We start from the raw sequence: 17,392 nt of genomic DNA, 5'->3' as shown, positions 1-17,392 counted from the left end.
CCGGGCACTGCGGGGGGCATCTCGGCATCCGCGGAAGGGACGTGTATGGACATGAGCGGCGCGGGCGACCGGCGGTCGGGGGCGGTGCGAACCTGGCTCTACGTGGTCGCGGCCCTGGTGGTCGCCATGGTGGCGGTCGGCGGCGCGACGCGGCTGACCGGGTCCGGCCTGTCGATCACCGAGTGGCGCCCCGTCACGGGCGCGATCCCGCCGCTCACCGAGGCCGACTGGGCGGCCGAGTTCGCCAAGTACAGGGACACGCCGCAATACAACATCCTCAACCAGGGGATGGGGTTGTCGGCCTTCAAGGTGCTCTACGGCTGGGAATGGGGCCATCGCCTGCTCGGCCGCGTGATCGGCCTCGTGTTCTTCCTGCCGCTGATCGTGTTCTGGTGGCAGGGCCGGATCAGCCGGCGGCTCGGCCTCGGCCTGCTCGGTCTCGGCGCGCTCGGCGGCCTCCAGGGCGCCATCGGCTGGATCATGGTCGCCTCGGGCCTCCAGCCCGGCATGACGGCCGTGGCGCCGCTCAAGCTCGCCCTGCACCTCACCACCGCGAGCCTGATCCTGGCCGGGCTGGTCTGGCTGGCCGCGGGCCAGCGCCCCGGCGTCCTGGCGCCGGCCCCGGCGCGCCTGCGGGCGACCGCCCTGCTGCTGCCGATCCTGGTCCTGGTACAGATCTTCCTCGGTGGCCTCGTTGCCGGCTCGCATGCCGGCCTCGTCTACAACACGTGGCCGACCATGGACGGCCACCTCGTCCCGCCGCTGGACAGCCTGTTCGCGATCCGGCCGTGGATCGAGAATTTCATCGACAACCACGCCTTGGTTCAGTTCGACCACCGGGTGATGGCCTACCTCGTCTTCGTCGTGGCGGTGCTGCACGCCGTCGACGCCTGGCTCACCGGCCCGAAGAGCGCGGCTGGGCGGGCCACGGGGGTCGTCATCCTCGTCCTCGCCCAGATGGCGCTTGGGATCGCGACGCTGCTCCTCGCCGTGCCGCTCTGGGCGGCGCTCGCGCATCAGGTGCTCGCCATGGCGGTGCTCACGATGGCCACCGTCCATGCCCGCCTCGGCCGGGGATCCGGCTTGGTCGAGCCCGCAGCCGCCGAGCCGCCGCTGGGCTTCGAGGGGCTCGCCGCCGGCCGCATCTAGGCTCTCGTGCGGTGCAGCGGCCTTGCTGCGCCGCACGAGACTTTTACCGCTTTCAGTGGAACCTTGGGATAACTCACCATCAGCAATCTGCACATGGAACGACTAAGACTTCTCAAGCTTTAAGCTGCACGCGTGGCAGGAGGCTTCAAGATGTCTCTCGCGGAGGATGGTCGACCGCTCTCCCTGACCTGGCACTACACGCCGCGGGAGATCATGGCGGATGGCGTGATCCATGGTCTCGGCGTGGTGTTCGGCCTCGCCGGTGCCGTGGCCCTGGTGGCGACCGCGGTCACGGCGCATCTCGGGCTCGGCGAACGTGCGGCCGTTGTCGTGTACGCCACGGCCCTCGTCCTGATGCTCGGCGTCTCGGCGGTCTACAATCTCTACCCTGTGAGCCCGCGCAAATGGCTCCTGCGCCGCGCCGATCACGCGCTGATCTACCTGATGATCGCCGGGACCTACACGCCGCTGGTGGCCCTCGTCGGGTCGGGCCCGCGGGCCTACGCGCTCCTGGCGATGATCTGGGTCGTGGCCCTCATCGGGATCGCCGTGAAGCTGTTTCTGCCGGGCCGGTTCGACCGCCTGTCGATCGGGCTCTACCTGTTGCTCGGCTGGAGCGGGTTGTTCGCCTACGAATCAGTGATCGCGGCGCTTCAGCCGACCGCCCTGTGGCTCTTGGGAATGGGCGGAGCGCTCTATTCGATCGGCGTCGTGTTCCACATCTGGCGGACCCTGCCCTTCCAGAACGCGATCTGGCACGGCTTCGTCCTCGCCGCCACGGCCTGCCACTACGGGACGATCTGGGCCAGCCTGAACGGCTCGCCGATGACGTAGCGTTGGGATCGATTGCGATCGTGCGCGTAAAATTCCGGTTACCGTCCTGGTGGAAAGGTCGAGACGCGGCGACCTGCTTTAAGTTTCCTGCGACCACGGGTGAACCACAACCTAGGGACTGATATTCCCGGGAGCTGGACCGTGATCCCGAAGACGAACGACTCTGGCATCGCTCAGCGTTACCGGATCCTGCACGTGTTCCGCGCGCCGGTGGGCGGCTTGTTCCGGCACGTGATGGATCTCGCTCGCCTCCAGGCGGCCGCGGGGCACCATGTCGGTCTCATCTGTGATTCCAGCACCGGCGGCGACCGCGCTGCGGGCGCCCTGGCGGACCTGGTGCCCTGCCTGGACCTCGGCCTTGTCCGGCTGCCGATGCGCCGCAATCCGCATCCGTCGGACTGGTCCTGCCTCCGGGCCGTGGCGCAGAGGGCCGCGGAGGTCGGCGCGGAGGTCCTGCACGGACACGGCGCCAAGGGCGGCGCCTATGCCCGGCTCGCCGCGGCGGGTCCGGCGATCCGCGCCTACACGCCGCACGGCGGCAGCTACAATTACCGGCCGGGCAGCCCGCTGCACCGCCTCTACATGGGCGCCGAGGCGGTGCTCGCCCGCCGCACCGACGCGTTCCTGTTCGAGAGCGAGTACGTCGCCGGCCGCCATCGGAGCTTCGTCGGCGGTCCCGAGCGGGTGACGCGGATCGTGCACAACGGCATCGCCGAGGCCGAGTTCGCGCCGCTGGACCGCGTCGCCGAGCCCTTCGACCTGCTCTACGTCGGCGAATTGCGGGAGGCCAAGGGCCTGCCCTACCTGCTCGAGGCCCTCGTCCGGCTGCGGGCCGAGGGCCGGGCGCTGCGTCTGCTCCTCGTCGGGTCAGGACCGGATGCCGAGATCCTTCGCGACACCGTGGCGCGGCTCGGCCTCGCCGACGCAGTGGCGTTCGAGCCGCCGCAGGCGATCCGCTCCGTGCTCGCCCGCGGCCGCATCCTCGTGGTCCCGTCGCTCGCGGAGTCGCTGCCCTACGTCGTGCTAGAAGCTGCCGCGGCGGCGCAGCCCCTGGTCGCTACTCGGGTCGGCGGAATCCCGGAGATCTTCGGCGCGGCCGCGCGCGACCTCGTGCCGTCGCGCGACCCGGCGGCGCTCGTGGAGGGGATCCGACGGGTCCTCGACGCCGCGCCGGAGGCCCTGGCCGAGCGGACGCAGAGTCTGAGCGCCTCGATCCGGCAGCGCTTCTCCCTGGAACGCATGGGCAGCGAGGTGATCTCCGGCTACGCCGCGGCCTTCGAGGCCCGCGCGGAGCGCCGCGATCCCGCACCGCGCGCGATCACCGGGGCCCGGACCGCCTGACGACGAGACCAGCAACAAGAGGAACGGGGGCCTGTGCGCCACGGTGGAAAAGGCGGCGGCGCCCGCGCTCTTAAATGTTCCCACAACGCCCCGTGCCAGGGTTTCGCCGAGGCAGCGACCGCAAGGCTCGGGGGGAGCCGATCGATGAGCGCGTTCGACATTCGCGATCTTCTCGAGGCCGCCGTCCCGATGGAGGCGTCCTCGACCCCGGCCGCGGGCAGCGTGCCCCTCGCCGAGACCGCCGTCCCCGGCCCGACGGCGATCTCGCCCGTCGTGGTGGCCGGTCTGGTGCGCGGGCTGGAATGCGCGCTCATTTTCGGCTTGGGCGCATTGCTGCACGTGCTGATGCTCCGCGGCCGCGTCCCGTTCGGACTGACCTACGCGGGCGCGATCGGCATGATCGCGGTGATCACCGTGACGCTGATCCAGGCGTCCGGCGGCTACCGGGTCGCTGCCTTCCGGAGCTTCTTCAAGACCGCCGTCCGGCTGATCGCGGCGTGGTCGATGACATTCTTGATGGTCGCCGCCGGCCTCGTGCTGGCCAAGGTCGCCGACCACTACTCGCGCCTCTGGCTCGCGACCTTCTTCGGCACCGGCCTCGCGATGCTGCTGGTCGGCCGCTTCGTCCTGTTCCGCATCATCGATGCCCAGACCCGGGCGGGACGGTTCGACCGGCGCACCGCGATCGTGGGCGGCGGACAGCCCGCGGAGGACCTGATCGCCGCCTTGGAGACGCAGAGTGAGAGCGGCATCCGCATCGTCGGGGTGTTCGACGACCGCAACGCCGATCGCTCCTCAGACGTGGTGGCGGGGCACCCGAAGCTCGGCAACGTCGACGACCTCGTCGCCTACGCGCGGCACGCACGGCTCGACCTGATCGTCTTCACTATCCCGATCACCGCGGAGGCCCGGATCCTCCAGATGCTCGCCAAGCTCTGGGTCCTGCCGATCGACATCCGCCTCTCGGCGCACGCCGCAAAGCTGCGCCTGCGCCCGCGCAGCTACTCGTATCTGGGCTCCGTCCCGGTGCTGGACGTGTTCGACCGTCCGATCGCCGACTGGGACGTCGTGGTGAAGGCGCTGTTCGACCGCTGCGTCGGACTGATGATGCTGCTGGCGCTGTCGCCGCTCATGCTGGTCATCGCCCTCGCGGTCCGGCTGACATCGCGCGGGCCGGTGCTGTTCCGGCAGAAGCGCCACGGGTTCAACAACGAGCTGATCGAAGTCTACAAGTTCCGCTCGATGTACGTGAATCAGTGCGACGCCGGCGCAACCAAGATGGTGACACGGGGCGATCCCCGGGTCACGCCGGTCGGGCGCTTCATCCGGAAGACCTCGCTCGACGAGCTGCCACAGCTGTTCAACGTGCTCAAGGGCGACCTGTCGCTGGTCGGCCCGCGCCCGCACGCGCTGCAGGCCAAAGCCGCCAACACACTCTACGACCAAGTGGTCGACGGCTACTTCGCGCGCCACAAGGTGAAGCCCGGCATCACCGGATGGGCGCAGGTCAACGGCTGGCGCGGCGAGACCGACACCTCAGAGAAGCTGCAGCGGCGCGTCGAGCACGACCTCTACTACATTGAGAACTGGTCGGTGCTGCTCGACCTGCAGATCCTGCTGACCACGCCGTTCGCGCTGTTCAAGACCGAGAACGCCTACTGAGAGGAAGGGCCGGCACCGGAGCGGTGCCGGCCGGAAGCCCACTACGGCAGCGCGCCGGCCTTCTCCTTGGCCTTCAGGATCGTGTCGCGGCAGCCCTGGGCGTCGCCGGCCTTGTCCTGCTGGCGCGCCTGGGCGACCAGCTTCTTGGCCTCCTCAACGCCAGAGGCGGTGGGCTTCACGGCGGCGTCCGACTTGGTGAGCGCCGGCGGCGTGTCGAGCGCCTTGGGCGAGTTCGAGGACGTGGTGCCGCCGGGCGGCGTCGTGCCGGTCACCGAGGCCGCGCCGGCGCTGTCCAGCCGCCGCTGCAGCGTGTCGACCTCGTCGGCGCACGGGGTCGCCAGGGCCGGCGTCGCGGCCGCCAGGGCCAGGGCTGCGACGGCGAAACGCATGATCATCGGGACGAGCTCCACGGTGTCGGGATGCGGCCGGTGCCGACCCCTCATGCATGAGCGGACGGTGATGCGCCGGTGCGGCTACCGGGGAGACGCCGGGCGAACGGGCCCGTTCCCGAGACAGGAGGCCGCATGCGGTAGCGCGGAAACGCGACGGGCGCCCCGCGCGGCCTTCTGGCCGCGGGAGGCGCCCGCCTCTCGACGCCTCTGACGGATCAGTACTTCCGGATGATCGGCTCCGGCGACATCGGCACCGGATCGGCGCCGAAGGCGTAGCGGATGCCGGCGTAGACCGAGAAGGGCTGCGCCAGGGTCGTGGTCCGCGGATCGCTGATCCGCAGGTTGCCCGCCACCGCGCCCGGCTCGGCGTAGGTGCCGAACGTGGTGTAGCGGTTGTTGGTCAGGTTGGTGATGAGGCCGAAGACCTCGAGGTTCTTCGTCACCTGATACTTCGTCTGGAAGTTCAGAACGTAGTATGGCGGCAGCTTGCGGTTCAGGTTCGACTCGTCGCCGCGGAAATAGGACGAGGAGAAGGCCTGGAGGTAGAGGCCGAACTGCCAGTTGGGCGTGACGAAGTAGTCGAACCCGGCCTTGATCTGGTGGGTCGGCACCAGCGGCACGACGTTGCCCTTGCGGACCTGGATCGCGCCGTCATCCGCGAGCGGGTTGTTGGGCGACGACAGGGTGCCGTTGAACTGGAAGGTCGCGTCGACCAGCGCGTAGTTGGCGTAGACCCGCAGGTAATCGGCCGTGTACTCGCCGCCGACCTCGATGCCCTGCCGCTGCGTCGACGGCACGTTGACGAAGTAGGCGCGGGCGGTGTTGCCCGGGGTGGCCAGCGACAGGATGTCGTTGGCGAGATCGGTGCGGAAGGCGCCGATCTTGTAGGTGATGATGCCGCCGTCATAGGTGTTCGGCAGCTGGCCGCGGAAGCCGACCTCGTAGGTCCGCCCGGTGACCTGCTTGAGCGGCGGGTCGGCCACCAGCGAGTTCGGCAGCAGGCACGGCCGGTCCGGGTTGGCGCAGGCCAGCTCCAGCGGGGTCGGGGCGCGGTTCGACTCCGAGTAGCTGCCGTAGAGGTTCAGCGCGTCGAAGAACCGGTAGGTCAGGCCAGCGACCGGGTTGATCTTGTTGAAGTAGTGCGTGCCGGTCACGTCCGGCGAGAAGCCGGTCAGGTCCTCGCTCTGGATGCGCGCGAAGTTGAGCCGGGCGCCGGCGGTCAGCGACAGCCGGTCGGTCACGTCGAGCGTGTCGAGGGTGTAGAGGCCCATGTAGAGGTTTGAGCCGTTGACCGAACTCGGCGCGATGCCGAGCGCGCCGGCGGTCCGCAGCTGCGGCGTGCCGAGGCCCGGGACGTTGCCGTAGAACGGGTTGCTCGGGTTGGTGGTGATCGACAGATCCGGGTTGATGACGCCGAGCGTGCTGGACGACTTGAACCCGTAATTGGCCGCATCGATGCTGCCGCCGACCACGAAGGTGTTGGACAGGCCGAAGATCCGGTCGCGGTTGGCGGCCTGGAGCGAGCCGCCGAAGCCGGTGGCTTCCGTCCGGGTCGTGTCCAGCGTGCCGTACGGGATGCCCGCCCGGAACGGGATGCGCTGGTTCTGCTGGCCCAGGATCAGGAACTGGTTGCGGAAGGCGAGCTGCGACTGACCGGCGGCCGGGCTGAAGCCGTCATCCTCGAAGCAGAGGTTGCCGCGGAAGCTGGAGCGCGTGCTGCAGTTCTCGAAGTTACCGTCGTTGCCGTCGACGTAGGTCTGGCTGAAGCGGCGGAAATAGGCGTTGCCGGCGAGGTCCCAGGTCGGCGAGATGTCGACCCGGCCGGTCAGCTGGAGCGTGCCGACCTCGGTCGTGGTGGTCTGCGGGAAGGTGAAGATCGCCCGCGGGTCGCGGTGGGTGAAGTCCACCGGCGTGGCCGCGGCCGCGCCGAAGAAGCTGCGGGCGGCGAGCCCGATCAGGTGGAACTCCGCATCCTGCGAGCGATAGCCGATGTCACCGTAGAGGCGGCCGATCGTGCTCGGGCTCTCGTAGCGCCAGCCGCGGTCGTTCAGGCCGTCGCCGGTGAAGTAGACGCTCCACGGGCCGGAAACCTTGCCGTACTCGAGATAGCCGGCGGTGCGCGCGTCCGAGCCGCCCCAGGCCGAGATCTCGGTGCCCTGCCAGGTGAAGCCGTTCTTCATCTGGATGTTGACCGCGCCGCCGAGCGCATTGAGGCCGAAGACCGGGTTGCCGGTGACGACGTCGATGCGCTGGATCGCCTGCGGCGGGATCAGGTCGAAATTGACGATGTCGCCGAAGGCCTCGTTGATGCGCACGCCGTTCTGGTAGACGGCGAGCCCCTGCGGCACGCCCTGCACGGGCGAGGCCGTGAAGCCGCGATAGGTGATGTCGACGCGGTTGTTGTTACCCTGCGAGTCCGAGACGTTGATGCCGGGCGTGCGCCGGGCCAGCGTCGTGGTCAGGTTGTCGCTGGCGCGATCGATCGTGATATCGCTCGCCGTGACCGATTCGACGGTGCTGGGGATCTTGTAGAGCGGCTGCTCGGAGCCGCGCAGCCGCACGCCGGTGCTCGGTCCCAGGGAGCCGGCCGGCGGCACCGGTCCGGGACCGTTGAAGATCTGCGCCTGGCTCGAATTTCCGCCGCCGGACCCGACCGGCGACGTCGAGACGACGCTGATCTCGCCGAGCGTGACCGATTGCTGAGCCTGCACTACCGCCGGAACGACAGTCCCGGCGAGAACCGACGCCGACGCGACCAGGCTGCTCCGAAGCGCCCGAAGTGACATCCCCAACCCCCTCAAACCCAAACACGTGCTCGTGACTGCCGAGCTTGGGTCTTTCTTGGCGGGTGCCGGGAACGCGCACAATTGGTTCAAGAACACGTGAGACGCGTTTCGGCCTCATTTCCGGGCCGCGCCGACCGAAGCCGCCGCCACGTGGTTAAACAGCAACAGTTTCGGTAAAGATTTCAGGCACTTAAGGATATTTCGGCAATCTGCCCGGGATAGTTTGGCAATGATCGCTGGCGCGGGGTCAGAGCCGCGCCTGAATCAGGCGCGCGATCTCGCCGAGCCGCTGCTCGAGCAGCTGCGGAACCTCGCAGACATAGGTCAGCGACTGGCTCCGCTCCTGAAAGATCCGGCGATCCCAGGCGAACTTCGTCTCCAGTTCGGACTGGTCCTTCGGGAGTTCCGTGGCGTCGGAGGCGCTCGGCGCGTCCTTCACCTGACTGATCTTGTCGGCCTCGTCGCGGATCCGCTCGGCCATCCGGCGCTGGCCCTGCGTGTAGCGCGCGATGCCGCCGACCACCTTGTTGCGCTCGCCGTTCAGCACCTCGAACACGCCGGCGTAGACGCGGGTCAGGGCCTTGTCCTTCGCGTCCTTGTCGGAGCCGAACTTCTCCGCGAACGTGTCGAGAAGCGGGCCGACCTGCGAGAGGTCGGTGCGGCGCGACGCGATCTTCTGCGCCAGGACGGCGGCGTCGTTGTCGCTGCCCCAGTCGCCTGCGGCCTCCACGTCGGGGCCGGTCCAGAATTGGCCGGGGCTGAGTGTGGCGACCTTGCGCTGGACGCAGGGCCAATCCGGATCCTGCTTCGGCTGCGCCAGGGCGGGACCGGCGAGGATCGCGAGCCCCAGCGCCGGGCCGACGATGCGGGTCAGGAGGACGTTCATCGGGCGGACTCCATCAGGTGTTGTCGCCGGCCGGGCCGCCGCGCCGGGCCATGATGCCGCGGCCGGGGTCGTAGGCGACCACCGCCATGCCGAAGAAGGCGAGCCCCACGCCCACCACAACGGCGCAGGCGACCGGCTCGAACTGAAGGTAGAGGGCGAAGCGGACAAGCTGGACCGCGTGGCTGAACGGGTTCAGCTCGCAGATCCAGTAGAGGGTCTCGGAGGATTCGCGGATCCGCCACAGGGGGTAGAGGGCCGACGAGGCGAAGAACATCGGGAAGATCACGAAGTTCATCACGCTGGCGAAGTTCTCGAGCTGGCGGACCAGCGAGGACAGGAACAGCCCGATCGCACCCAGCATCAGCCCCGTGGCCAGGAAGGCCGGGAGCGCCGCGAGGTAGCCCAGCCACGGGATGTCGCTCTCCCAGAAATACGCCACGGCCAGGAACGCGTAGGCCTGCACGATCGACACGGCGACGCCGGCGATCAGCTTGGCGAGCAGGAGCAGCCATCGCGGATAGGGCGAGGTGAGCAGCACCTTCATCGAGCCGACCTCGCGGTCGTAGACCATGGACAGTGACGATTGCATGCCGTTGAACAGCTGGATCATCACGGCGAGGCCCGGCACCACGTAGACCTCGTAGAGCACGTAGGTCTGGTAGGGCGGCTCGATGGACACGCCGAGCGTGTTGCGGAAGCCGGCCGCGAAGATGAACAGCCAGACCAGCGGCCGGACCAGCGCCGAGAAGAACCGCTCCTTCTGATTGAAGAAGCGCAGCAGCTCGCGGCGGACGATGCCGCCGAGGCAGATCAGGTAGCCGACCGCGTCGAGGCGGCCGATCCGCGCGGCCTGTCCGCGCGGCGGGGCGGGGCCGATCCGGGTGGCGAGGGGCGTCGGGTTCGTCATGCCGCCGCCCTCCCCGGCTCGGCGACCAGGCGGCGGAACGCGTCGGCGAGGGCCTCGCCGGGCCTGCCGATCCCGCCGGCCCGGCCTCGGGCGACGATCCGGCCCCGGTGCAGCACCACGGCGTCGTCGTCGTCCGCGATCTCCTCGAAGATGTGGGTCGCCCAGAGCACCGACAAGCCCTCCTCCCGGACCAGGGCGCGGACGATCGCCACGATGTCGGCCCGCGACTCGAGGTCGAGGCCGACCGTGGGCTCGTCGAGGAGCAGCAGGTCCGGGCGGTGGATCAGCGAGCGGGCGATCTCGATCCGGCGCGACTGGCCGCCCGAGAGCGTGCGCACCTTGTCGTGGCGCCGGTCCGCCAGACCGACGCGGTCGAGCAATTCGCCGACACGCACCTTGGCGGGACCGCGGGCGATGCCGTGCAGGCTCGCGTGGTAGAGGAGGTTCTGCTCGACGGTGAGATCGGTGTCGAGGGTCCGGGCCTGGAACACGACGCCGAGCCGCGCCAGCGCCCGGGACGGCTCGCGATCGAGGGCGTGGCCGAAGATCGAGACCCGTCCCGTCTGGTTGTTGTAGAGCCGGGTAATGACCGAGAACAGCGTCGTCTTGCCGGCACCGTTCGGTCCCAGCAGCGCGGCAAAGTGCCCGCGCTCCACCGTGATCGAAACGTCGTCCAGCGCGGCGCGGGCGCCGAACTTGTGGCCGACATGCTCGATCAGGAGCGCCGCCGGCTCGGGCGCGCTCATCGGCCCAGCACCTTCCGGGCGTCGGCCACGGCGTCGAGGCACTCGTCGAACTCGCCCTCCTTCTGCTCCCGCTCGGCGACCCGCAGGGCCTTCCTGAGCTTCGGCACCGCCGTCTCGGGCGGGTTCAGGGCGAGGGCGTCGCGGATCATCGTGATGCCCTCGGCGCAGGACGAGGCGTCGTCGGCCGCGAGGGCCGGGCCGGCGGCGAGCAGGCAGGCGGAGAGGAGGAGGATGCGCATCACTTCACCGTCAGGGTGCCGGTCATGCCCTTGGATTCCAGGCCGTGCACCGACCACGTGTAGGTACCGGGCTTGATCGCGACGAACTCGATGGCGATCTCGCCGGGATCGTCGAACTCCAGGTGATCGGGCGGCCCGCCGCCGTGGATCTCCTTGTGCTCGATCACGATCTGGTTGAACCAGATGTAGCGGAAGAACTCCGGTGCGTAGAATTTGTATTCCTGGCGCCCCTTGGCGACGATCCGCAGCCGGTAGGCCTTTCCCGATTCCAGCGTGATGTCCTTGTTCTCGACCACGAAATCGTTGCCCTGATCGTCGCCCAGGACCAGGTCGGGCAGGTTCTCCCGCTTCTTGGTCAGGTCGAGGGCACTGGCGGGTGCCGCGGCGAGCAGCCCTGCCAGGCCGAGGGCCGCCGTTCGAAACATGCGCGTCATGTCGTGTTCCACCCTATGGCCGCTAGGTCAGCGGCAATCCTCGCTCGGCGCCCGTAGGTCGCGCGGATCAGTTCGGCGAGATCGCCACGCCCCAGGGCAGGAGCCCGACCGGGATGCTCTTCACCACCTTCTCGGCGGCGACGTCGATCACCGAGACGTCGTTGGAGGTGCCGTTCGTGGTGAACAGCTGCTTCTGATCCGGCGTGAAGGCCAGCTGCCAGACGCGCTGGCCGACAGGCAGGTACTTCTCGACCGCGTAGGTCTTGGCGTCGATCACGGCAACGCGGTTCGCCGGGCCGAGGGCCACGAAGGCTTTGCTGCCGTCCTTGGTGATCCGGATGCCCACCGGCTGAATCGCCTCGTCGTTCACGCTCGGGATCTTGAAGGTGATCTTCTTGATGACGCGGCGCTGGGCGACGTCGATCACGCTCACCGTGCCGCCGACCTCCGCGGAGACCCACAGGAACTTGCCGTCGGCGGTGAACTCGGCGAAGCGCGGCCGGGCATCGACCAGCACGTTGTCGATGACCTGGAACGTCTTCGTGTCGATGAAGTGGGCCATGTTGGTCGTCTCGGAGGTGTTGACCAGGATCTTCCCGTCCGGCGACAGGCCCATCCCCTCCGGCTCGACGCCCACCGGTACCTCGGCGAGCACCTTGTTCTTCTCGATGTCGATGATCGTGACCTGGCTGTCGTCCTCGTTGGCCACGTAGAGCGGGTTCCCGGTGGCGTCGAGGATGAACTGCTCCGGATCCGGCCCGGAGCGCAGCGAGCGCACCACCTTTCCGGAACTGGTGTCGAGCACGTCGATCCGGTCGTCGTCGCTCGCGCAGACGAACAGCTCCTTGCCATCCTTGGAGACGGTCACACCGCGCGGGCGCCGCCCGACCTTCCACGTCGCCGTCACCGCCATCGTGTTGGTGTCGATGACGCTGACCGAGTTGCCCTTCTCATTCGTCACGTAGGCGGTGAAGGCGGCGGCCGGCCCGCACAGGGCGAACCACGCACCGAGGGCGACCCCACTCAGACATGCCTCGACGCGGCGGCTCATACGGTTTCCTTCCCTTGCGACGGCCCGGCGCCCTGGGCGGACGTTCTCGGGGGACGTTTGTAGTGCGATTTCCGCGCGTTGCGAGGGCCTTGGCCGCTCGCCATCGCCGCAGGCCGCGGGTTCACTTGAACTTGCAGGTGGTCTCGGGGAGGTCGACGCCCAGCGTGTCGAGGGGCGTGCGCTGGTGCAGGAAACCCTGCTCCGGCGCGACGGAGACCAGCGCCTTCGGCTGTACCACGATGATCGCCTGCCGGAGCTGGTGGTCCCAGGGCCGGAAGCTCAGCGGCACGCCCTTGTAGGCCGGCAGCGTGAAGGCGGGCTCGACGAGGTACGGGGCGATCACGGCCGGGTCGTTGGTCTTCTTGGCCGTCACGGCCTCGCCCACCGTCCGCACCGCGGCCCAAACCTGATAGTCCAGCGGGCGCATCAGCCGGGAGGCGAGCCGCCGGAACCGGTTCTGGGCCTGCGCGGCACCCCAGGTCTCCAGCACGGGGGACCAGGTCGTCGGCGTCAGCGCCTGCGTGCCGCCGACGGGGCGCGGATCGACGGTGCGGTAGGGCACGTAGTCGCCCCAGTCGCCCTCCTCGTCGGCCACGATGGCCATGTCGTAGTCGAGGCCTCGGGTGAAGACCATCGCCTCGGCGCGGGTCGGCGTGTCGCCGCGCGCCTTGGCGAGGGGGCCGAAGGTCCAGGGCTTCTCGGCGGTGATCTTCAGCGCGAACTTCCGCGCCGAGTTGCGCATCGCGTCGGCGTAGGCCTTGTCGGCGTCGGTCGGGCCGACGATCAGGAAGAGCTTCCGCCAGCGCATCACGGTCAGGTACTGCGCCAGGGCGTCGGTGAGCATCGCCCGCGACGGCAGGATGTGGAACACGTTGGCGCGGCACTCGGCGCCGCGCAGACGATCGTCGGGCGCCCCCGCGTTGAGCACGACCGCGCCCGTGTCCTTGACGGCGTCGGCCACGGCCAGAACCGCGTCGGCGGGGAGCGCCAGGACCAGGTAGCGCACGCCCTTGCCGATCAGCTCCTTGGCCGCCGCCACCGCGTCCGGCTTGTCGTCGGTCAGGGCGACTTCGTCCAGGACGTACGTCTGCTTGGTGAAGCGGCCGGTGGTGTTGTTGTCGGCGATGCCCATCTTGGCGCCGGCCAGGCCCTCGTCCTCCGGCGCCGCCTCGGCATCGTACGAGGACGGGGCGGGCTGCGGCCGGTAGATCAGGCCGACATGGGTCTCGAGCGCCTGCGGAGCGGCGGCCTGGGCCGGCTGCGCCGCCGCGGCCGGCGCCGGGTCCTCGGCCCGCGCCGCCGCCGGGGCGATGGCGAGCGCGACGGCGACCGCGCGCAGCCAGGACGGGCGCGTCTTGCGCCGGAGGGCCGTGTCGGGTGCAGGATGGTGCATGCGCGCGGCCTCTATCAGCTTCCGCTCAGGCCGCTCAACCGCGGCGTCTCGTCCCGACGTTCACGTTACCGTCGTGGGATAGGCGGGCGCGGAAGTACATTGCCAAATTGTCCCTTCGCCCGACCTATGGCGGGAACGATGCCGCCGCCTCGGGCGGTCGCACGCCTCGAGAGGAAGCTCCCGCCGATGCGCCACACGTCTCTCCGCGCCGCGCTCGCCTGCGGCGTCGTCCTGTGGACCGCCCTGCCCGGTGCGGCCGGCGCCGCCGAGAAGGCCGCCGTCTTCCCGGTCGAGCTGTTCGATCCCGGTGCCGCCTACGGATCCCGGACGCGGCCGATGGACGCCCGGAAGCTCGCCCTCGTCACCGACGAGTTGCGCAACGCCCTGCGCGACAAGGCCGGTCTGGACATCGTCGATACCGCGCCCAAGGCCGACGTCGTGGCCAAGGAGGGGCCGCTCTACAAATGCAACGGCTGCGCGGCCGACATCGCCAAGAGCCTGGGTGCGGACCTCGTCGTGACCGGTTATGTGGAGAAGGGGTCCGGCCAGATCTTCAACCTGAGCGTCGCGATCGCCGAAGCCGATACCGGCAAGGTGGTGCGCGGCGGGCAGGTGACGATCCGGGCCGACACCGACGATACCTGGGCGCACGCGATGCGTTGGGTGGTGAAGAACCGCCTGCTCGCCGAGCCGCTGCCCGGGAAGTCCTGAGACGGCCCGTTCAAGTTCGAGTGTTTCGTGCCCGCGTCCACCATCCAGCAAGACACCCTGCCTCGGCTCCTCGTCAGCGTTCGCGATCCGGCCGAGGCCGAGGCAGCCCGCCTCGCCGGCGCCGACCTGATCGACGCCAAGGACCCGGAGCGCGGGGCGCTCGGCGCCCTGGACGAGGACGTCGTGCGGGAGATCGTCGCCCGCGTGTCCGGCGGTGCCGCGACGAGCGCGGTGGCCGATCCGGCGGCCGGATCCGTTGCCGCCCTGGCCCGGACCGGCGTCGACTGGGTGAAGGTCGGTCTACGTCCTGCCGAGATCCGGGACGCGGCGGCGCTGGCCGATCGCGTCGCGGCCGCGCCGGGCCGGCTGATCGCCGTGCTGTTCGCCGAGGACGGGCCGGCGGCCCCGCATGTGCCCGCCCTGGCGGCGGCCGGCTTCGCCGGCGCCATGATCGACACCGCCGGCAAGACCGGCGCCCGCCTGCCCGACCTCGCCGCGCCCTCGGACCTCTCGGCCTTCACCACCGCCTGCCGGGCGAACGGCCTGATGAGCGGCCTCGCCGGGTCGCTGCGGGTCATTGACATCCCCGGCCTCTGCGCGCACCGGCCGGATTACCTCGGCTTCCGCGGCGGCCTGTGCCGGGACTTCGACCGCCGCAACGGCATCGATCCCCTGCGCGTGGCCGAGGCCCTGCGCGCCCTGCGGCCGAGCCGGCAGGACGCGGCGTGACGAGCGTCATCAAGATCGGCGGCAGCCTCGAGGCGGATCCGCATCGCCGCCGCGCCCTGCTGGAGGCGATCGGCGACGGCACGCACGGGCGCTGCATCGTGGTGCCGGGCGGCGGCGCCTTCGCGGACGCCGTCCGGGCCGCGCAGGCGCGGGAGCGCTTCGGCGACGCCGAGGCTCATCGCCGGGCGCTCGACGCCATGAGCGACGCGGCCGGCATCTTCCGCGGGATCGAGCCGCGGCTCGTGCAGAGCCTGGAGCCCTGGGCTGAGACGGCGCCCGCGCGGATTCGGGTCTGGAACCCGCGCGCTCTCCGAGCCGGCCACCCGGACATCCCGGAGACCTGGGACGTCACCTCGGACAGCCTCGCCCTCTGGCTCGCCGCGCGGGTCGGGGCGGAGCGCTGCGTCCTGGTGAAATCCGTCGATGCGCCGCCGGGCGTCGACCCCGCCGCGCTGGCGCGGGACCGGATCGTGGACGCCGCCTTCCCGGGCTTCGCGGCATGTTTCGGGGGTACGATCGAGGTCTGGGGACCGCACCGCCGCGTCGCGGTCGAGACGAGGGCCGCCGCGTGAGCACCGCCGAGCACATCGTCTTCGTCACCGGCCGCCTCGCCCGGGCGCGGCTCGAGAAGGTCGCGGCAGGGCTTCCGCAGACCCTCCACTGGAGCATCGCGGATGCCGGCGTGAAGGTCGCGGCGCTGATGACCGAGGAGATCATCCGCCGGCGGGTCGTGCTGCCCGAGGGCGCCACGCGGATCGTCCTGCCGGGCCGGTGCCGGGCCAATCCCGAGCACCTCGCGGCGCATTTCGGCGTCCCGGTGGAGCGCGGACCCGACGAGGTGGTCGACCTGCCGGCCTGGCTCGGCCTGACCGCCCGCAAGGTCGACCTGTCCCGGCACGACCTCCGGATCTTCTCGGAGATCGTGGACGCGTCGAAGATGAGCGTCGACCAGATCCTCGCCAAGGGGCTCGATCTCGCCGGGCGCGGCGCGGACGTCATCGATCTCGGCGGCCTGCCCGATACCCCGTTCCCGCACCTCGAGGATTCCGTGCGGGCCCTGAAGGGCGCCGGCCTGAGGGTCAGCGTCGATTCCTTCTCCCGCGAGGAACTGGTCCGGGGCGCCGGCGCCGGCGCCGACTTCCTGCTGAGCCTGAACGAGGAGACCCTCGATCTCGCCTTCGAGACCGACGCGATGCCGATCCTCGTGCCGATGCGGCCGGACGACCTGCCCTCCCTCGATCGCGCGATCGAGCGCATGCTCAAGGCGGGGCGGCCGTTCCTGGCCGACCCGATCCTCGAGCCGATCCACCACGGCTTCGTCGACTCGATCGCGCGCTACCGCGACACCCGCGCCCGCTGGCCCGAGATCGACATGATGATGGGCACCGGCAACCTCACCGAGCTGACCGAGGCCGATTCCCTGGGCATCACGGCGCTGCTCGTCGGGATGTGCTCGGAGCTGTCGATCCGCAACGTGCTGATCGTGCAGGTCTCCAACCACACCCGCCGCACCGTCGAGGAGCACGACGCCGCCCGGCGGGTCATGTACGCGGCCAAGGCCGATTCGGCGCTGCCGAAGGGCTACGGCCGGGCGCTCCTCGCCCTTCACGACAAGCGCCCGTTCGTGCAGACCGCCGACGAGATCGCCCAGGCCGCCGCCGAGGTGCGTGACCCGAATTACCGGATCGTGATCGCCGAGGACGGGATCCACCTCTACAACCGCGACATCCACAGGGTCGGCACCGACGCGATGGCCTTCTTCCCCGACCTCGACGTGGCGAGCGACGGCGCCCACGCCTTCTATCTCGGCGCCGAACTCGCCAAGGCCGAGACGGCGTGGCGGCTCGGCAAGCGCTACGTTCAGGACGAGGCCCTCGACTGGGGCTGCGCGGCCGACGCCGACGTCGAGGATGCCACCGCCTTCAAGAAGGCCGGCCACACCCGCCATTCCGGACCCGACGCGCCGCCGCCCGGGACCCGCGACGCGCGCCTGGCCGGGCCCGAAGCCGGCGCGAGCCCGCCCGAGACCGTCCCGGAGGCCGCGGCGCGCGCCGCGGTCGCGCCCGAGCGCCCGCAGGATCCGCCGTCGAAGCTGGTCTGCGGGCGCCTCGTCCCCGCCGACAAGGCGTGAG

Annotated in this window: 17 protein-coding genes; 8 read left to right on the top strand and 9 right to left on the bottom strand. The window is 70.0% G+C overall.

What is annotated here, in order from left to right; all coding sequences use genetic code 11:
- Window positions 1-45 precede the first annotated feature (45 nt).
- From ASG32_RS18165 to ASG32_RS18150, 4 genes are all read left to right on the top strand, one after another.
- Window positions 46-1,149, top strand: a complete 1,104-nt coding sequence (locus tag ASG32_RS18165) for a COX15/CtaA family protein (RefSeq protein WP_056528862.1) — start codon at window positions 46-48, stop codon at window positions 1,147-1,149.
- 150 nt (window positions 1,150-1,299) lie between these two features.
- Entirely contained in the window at window positions 1,300-1,983 is a 684-nt protein-coding gene (locus ASG32_RS18160) for a hemolysin III family protein (RefSeq protein WP_056528859.1), read from the top strand.
- 141 nt (window positions 1,984-2,124) lie between these two features.
- Window positions 2,125-3,324 carry a glycosyltransferase family 4 protein gene (locus tag ASG32_RS18155; protein WP_056528856.1) on the top strand — a complete coding sequence of 400 codons (1,200 nt, stop codon included), beginning with the start codon at window positions 2,125-2,127 and terminating at the stop codon, window positions 3,322-3,324.
- A 144-nt stretch (window positions 3,325-3,468) separates the two neighbouring features.
- Complete coding sequence (locus ASG32_RS18150; protein ID WP_056528853.1) at window positions 3,469-4,986, top strand: undecaprenyl-phosphate glucose phosphotransferase; 1,518 nt, start codon at window positions 3,469-3,471, stop codon at window positions 4,984-4,986.
- Between the two features lie 41 nt (window positions 4,987-5,027).
- Here the strand turns inward: ASG32_RS18150 and ASG32_RS18145 are convergent, their stop codons facing one another.
- The 9 genes from ASG32_RS18145 to ASG32_RS18105 form a co-directional block, all read right to left on the bottom strand.
- The gene (locus tag ASG32_RS18145; RefSeq protein WP_082557930.1) at window positions 5,028-5,381 is read right to left on the bottom strand and encodes a hypothetical protein; all 354 of its coding nucleotides are present in this window, start codon (window positions 5,379-5,381) and stop codon (window positions 5,028-5,030) included.
- Window positions 5,382-5,593: 212 nt separating this feature from the next.
- Window positions 5,594-8,164, bottom strand: a complete 2,571-nt coding sequence (locus ASG32_RS18140; protein WP_056528850.1) for a TonB-dependent receptor — start codon at window positions 8,162-8,164, stop codon at window positions 5,594-5,596.
- Window positions 8,165-8,411: 247 nt separating this feature from the next.
- Window positions 8,412-9,050 (bottom strand): hypothetical protein, encoded by a 639-nt coding sequence (locus ASG32_RS18135; RefSeq protein ID WP_056528847.1) that lies wholly within the window; start codon window positions 9,048-9,050, stop codon window positions 8,412-8,414.
- A 13-nt stretch (window positions 9,051-9,063) separates the two neighbouring features.
- A complete protein-coding gene (locus tag ASG32_RS18130; protein WP_091976459.1) occupies window positions 9,064-9,957 on the bottom strand; it encodes an ABC transporter permease in 894 nt (297 codons plus the stop codon).
- The gene (locus ASG32_RS18125; protein ID WP_056528844.1) at window positions 9,954-10,703 is read right to left on the bottom strand and encodes an ABC transporter ATP-binding protein; all 750 of its coding nucleotides are present in this window, start codon (window positions 10,701-10,703) and stop codon (window positions 9,954-9,956) included. The genes ASG32_RS18130 and ASG32_RS18125 overlap by 4 nt, the downstream gene beginning before the upstream one ends.
- Window positions 10,700-10,942: a hypothetical protein gene (locus ASG32_RS18120; RefSeq protein WP_056528841.1), complete on the bottom strand. Its 243-nt coding sequence runs from the start codon at window positions 10,940-10,942 to the stop codon at window positions 10,700-10,702. Before ASG32_RS18120 ends, ASG32_RS18125 begins: the two co-directional genes overlap by 4 nt.
- Entirely contained in the window at window positions 10,942-11,376 is a 435-nt protein-coding gene (locus ASG32_RS18115; protein ID WP_081636452.1) for a hypothetical protein, read from the bottom strand. The genes ASG32_RS18120 and ASG32_RS18115 overlap by 1 nt, the downstream gene beginning before the upstream one ends.
- 67 nt (window positions 11,377-11,443) lie before the next feature.
- Window positions 11,444-12,427 (bottom strand): YVTN family beta-propeller repeat protein, encoded by a 984-nt coding sequence (locus tag ASG32_RS18110; RefSeq protein WP_056528838.1) that lies wholly within the window; start codon window positions 12,425-12,427, stop codon window positions 11,444-11,446.
- A gap of 121 nt (window positions 12,428-12,548) precedes the next feature.
- Window positions 12,549-13,820 (bottom strand): ABC transporter substrate-binding protein, encoded by a 1,272-nt coding sequence (locus tag ASG32_RS18105; protein WP_056528835.1) that lies wholly within the window; start codon window positions 13,818-13,820, stop codon window positions 12,549-12,551.
- A 186-nt stretch (window positions 13,821-14,006) separates the two neighbouring features.
- Between ASG32_RS18105 and ASG32_RS18100 the strand changes: the two genes are divergently transcribed.
- Genes ASG32_RS18100 through ASG32_RS18085 form a run of 4 tightly spaced genes read left to right on the top strand, consistent with a single transcriptional unit; the run spans window position 14,007 to window position 17,391 of the window.
- Window positions 14,007-14,531 (top strand): DUF3280 domain-containing protein, encoded by a 525-nt coding sequence (locus ASG32_RS18100; RefSeq protein ID WP_056528832.1) that lies wholly within the window; start codon window positions 14,007-14,009, stop codon window positions 14,529-14,531.
- A 27-nt stretch (window positions 14,532-14,558) separates the two neighbouring features.
- Window positions 14,559-15,260, top strand: coding sequence for a (5-formylfuran-3-yl)methyl phosphate synthase (locus tag ASG32_RS18095; RefSeq protein WP_056528829.1), 702 nt, complete (start codon window positions 14,559-14,561; stop codon window positions 15,258-15,260).
- On the top strand, window positions 15,257-15,832 hold the full coding sequence (locus ASG32_RS18090) for a uridylate kinase (protein WP_020092081.1): 576 nt from the start codon (window positions 15,257-15,259) through the stop codon (window positions 15,830-15,832). The genes ASG32_RS18095 and ASG32_RS18090 overlap by 4 nt, the downstream gene beginning before the upstream one ends.
- The gene (locus ASG32_RS18085; RefSeq protein ID WP_056528826.1) at window positions 15,829-17,391 is read left to right on the top strand and encodes a DUF6513 domain-containing protein; all 1,563 of its coding nucleotides are present in this window, start codon (window positions 15,829-15,831) and stop codon (window positions 17,389-17,391) included. The genes ASG32_RS18090 and ASG32_RS18085 overlap by 4 nt, the downstream gene beginning before the upstream one ends.
- Window position 17,392 lies beyond the last annotated feature (1 nt).

Origin of the sequence: Methylobacterium sp. Leaf361 (assembly GCF_001424445.1) — a bacterium.
GTDB lineage: Bacteria > Pseudomonadota > Alphaproteobacteria > Rhizobiales > Beijerinckiaceae > Methylobacterium.
The sequence above is the reverse complement of the archived record's forward strand: the minus strand, read 5'-3'. Positions and strand labels throughout refer to the sequence as shown.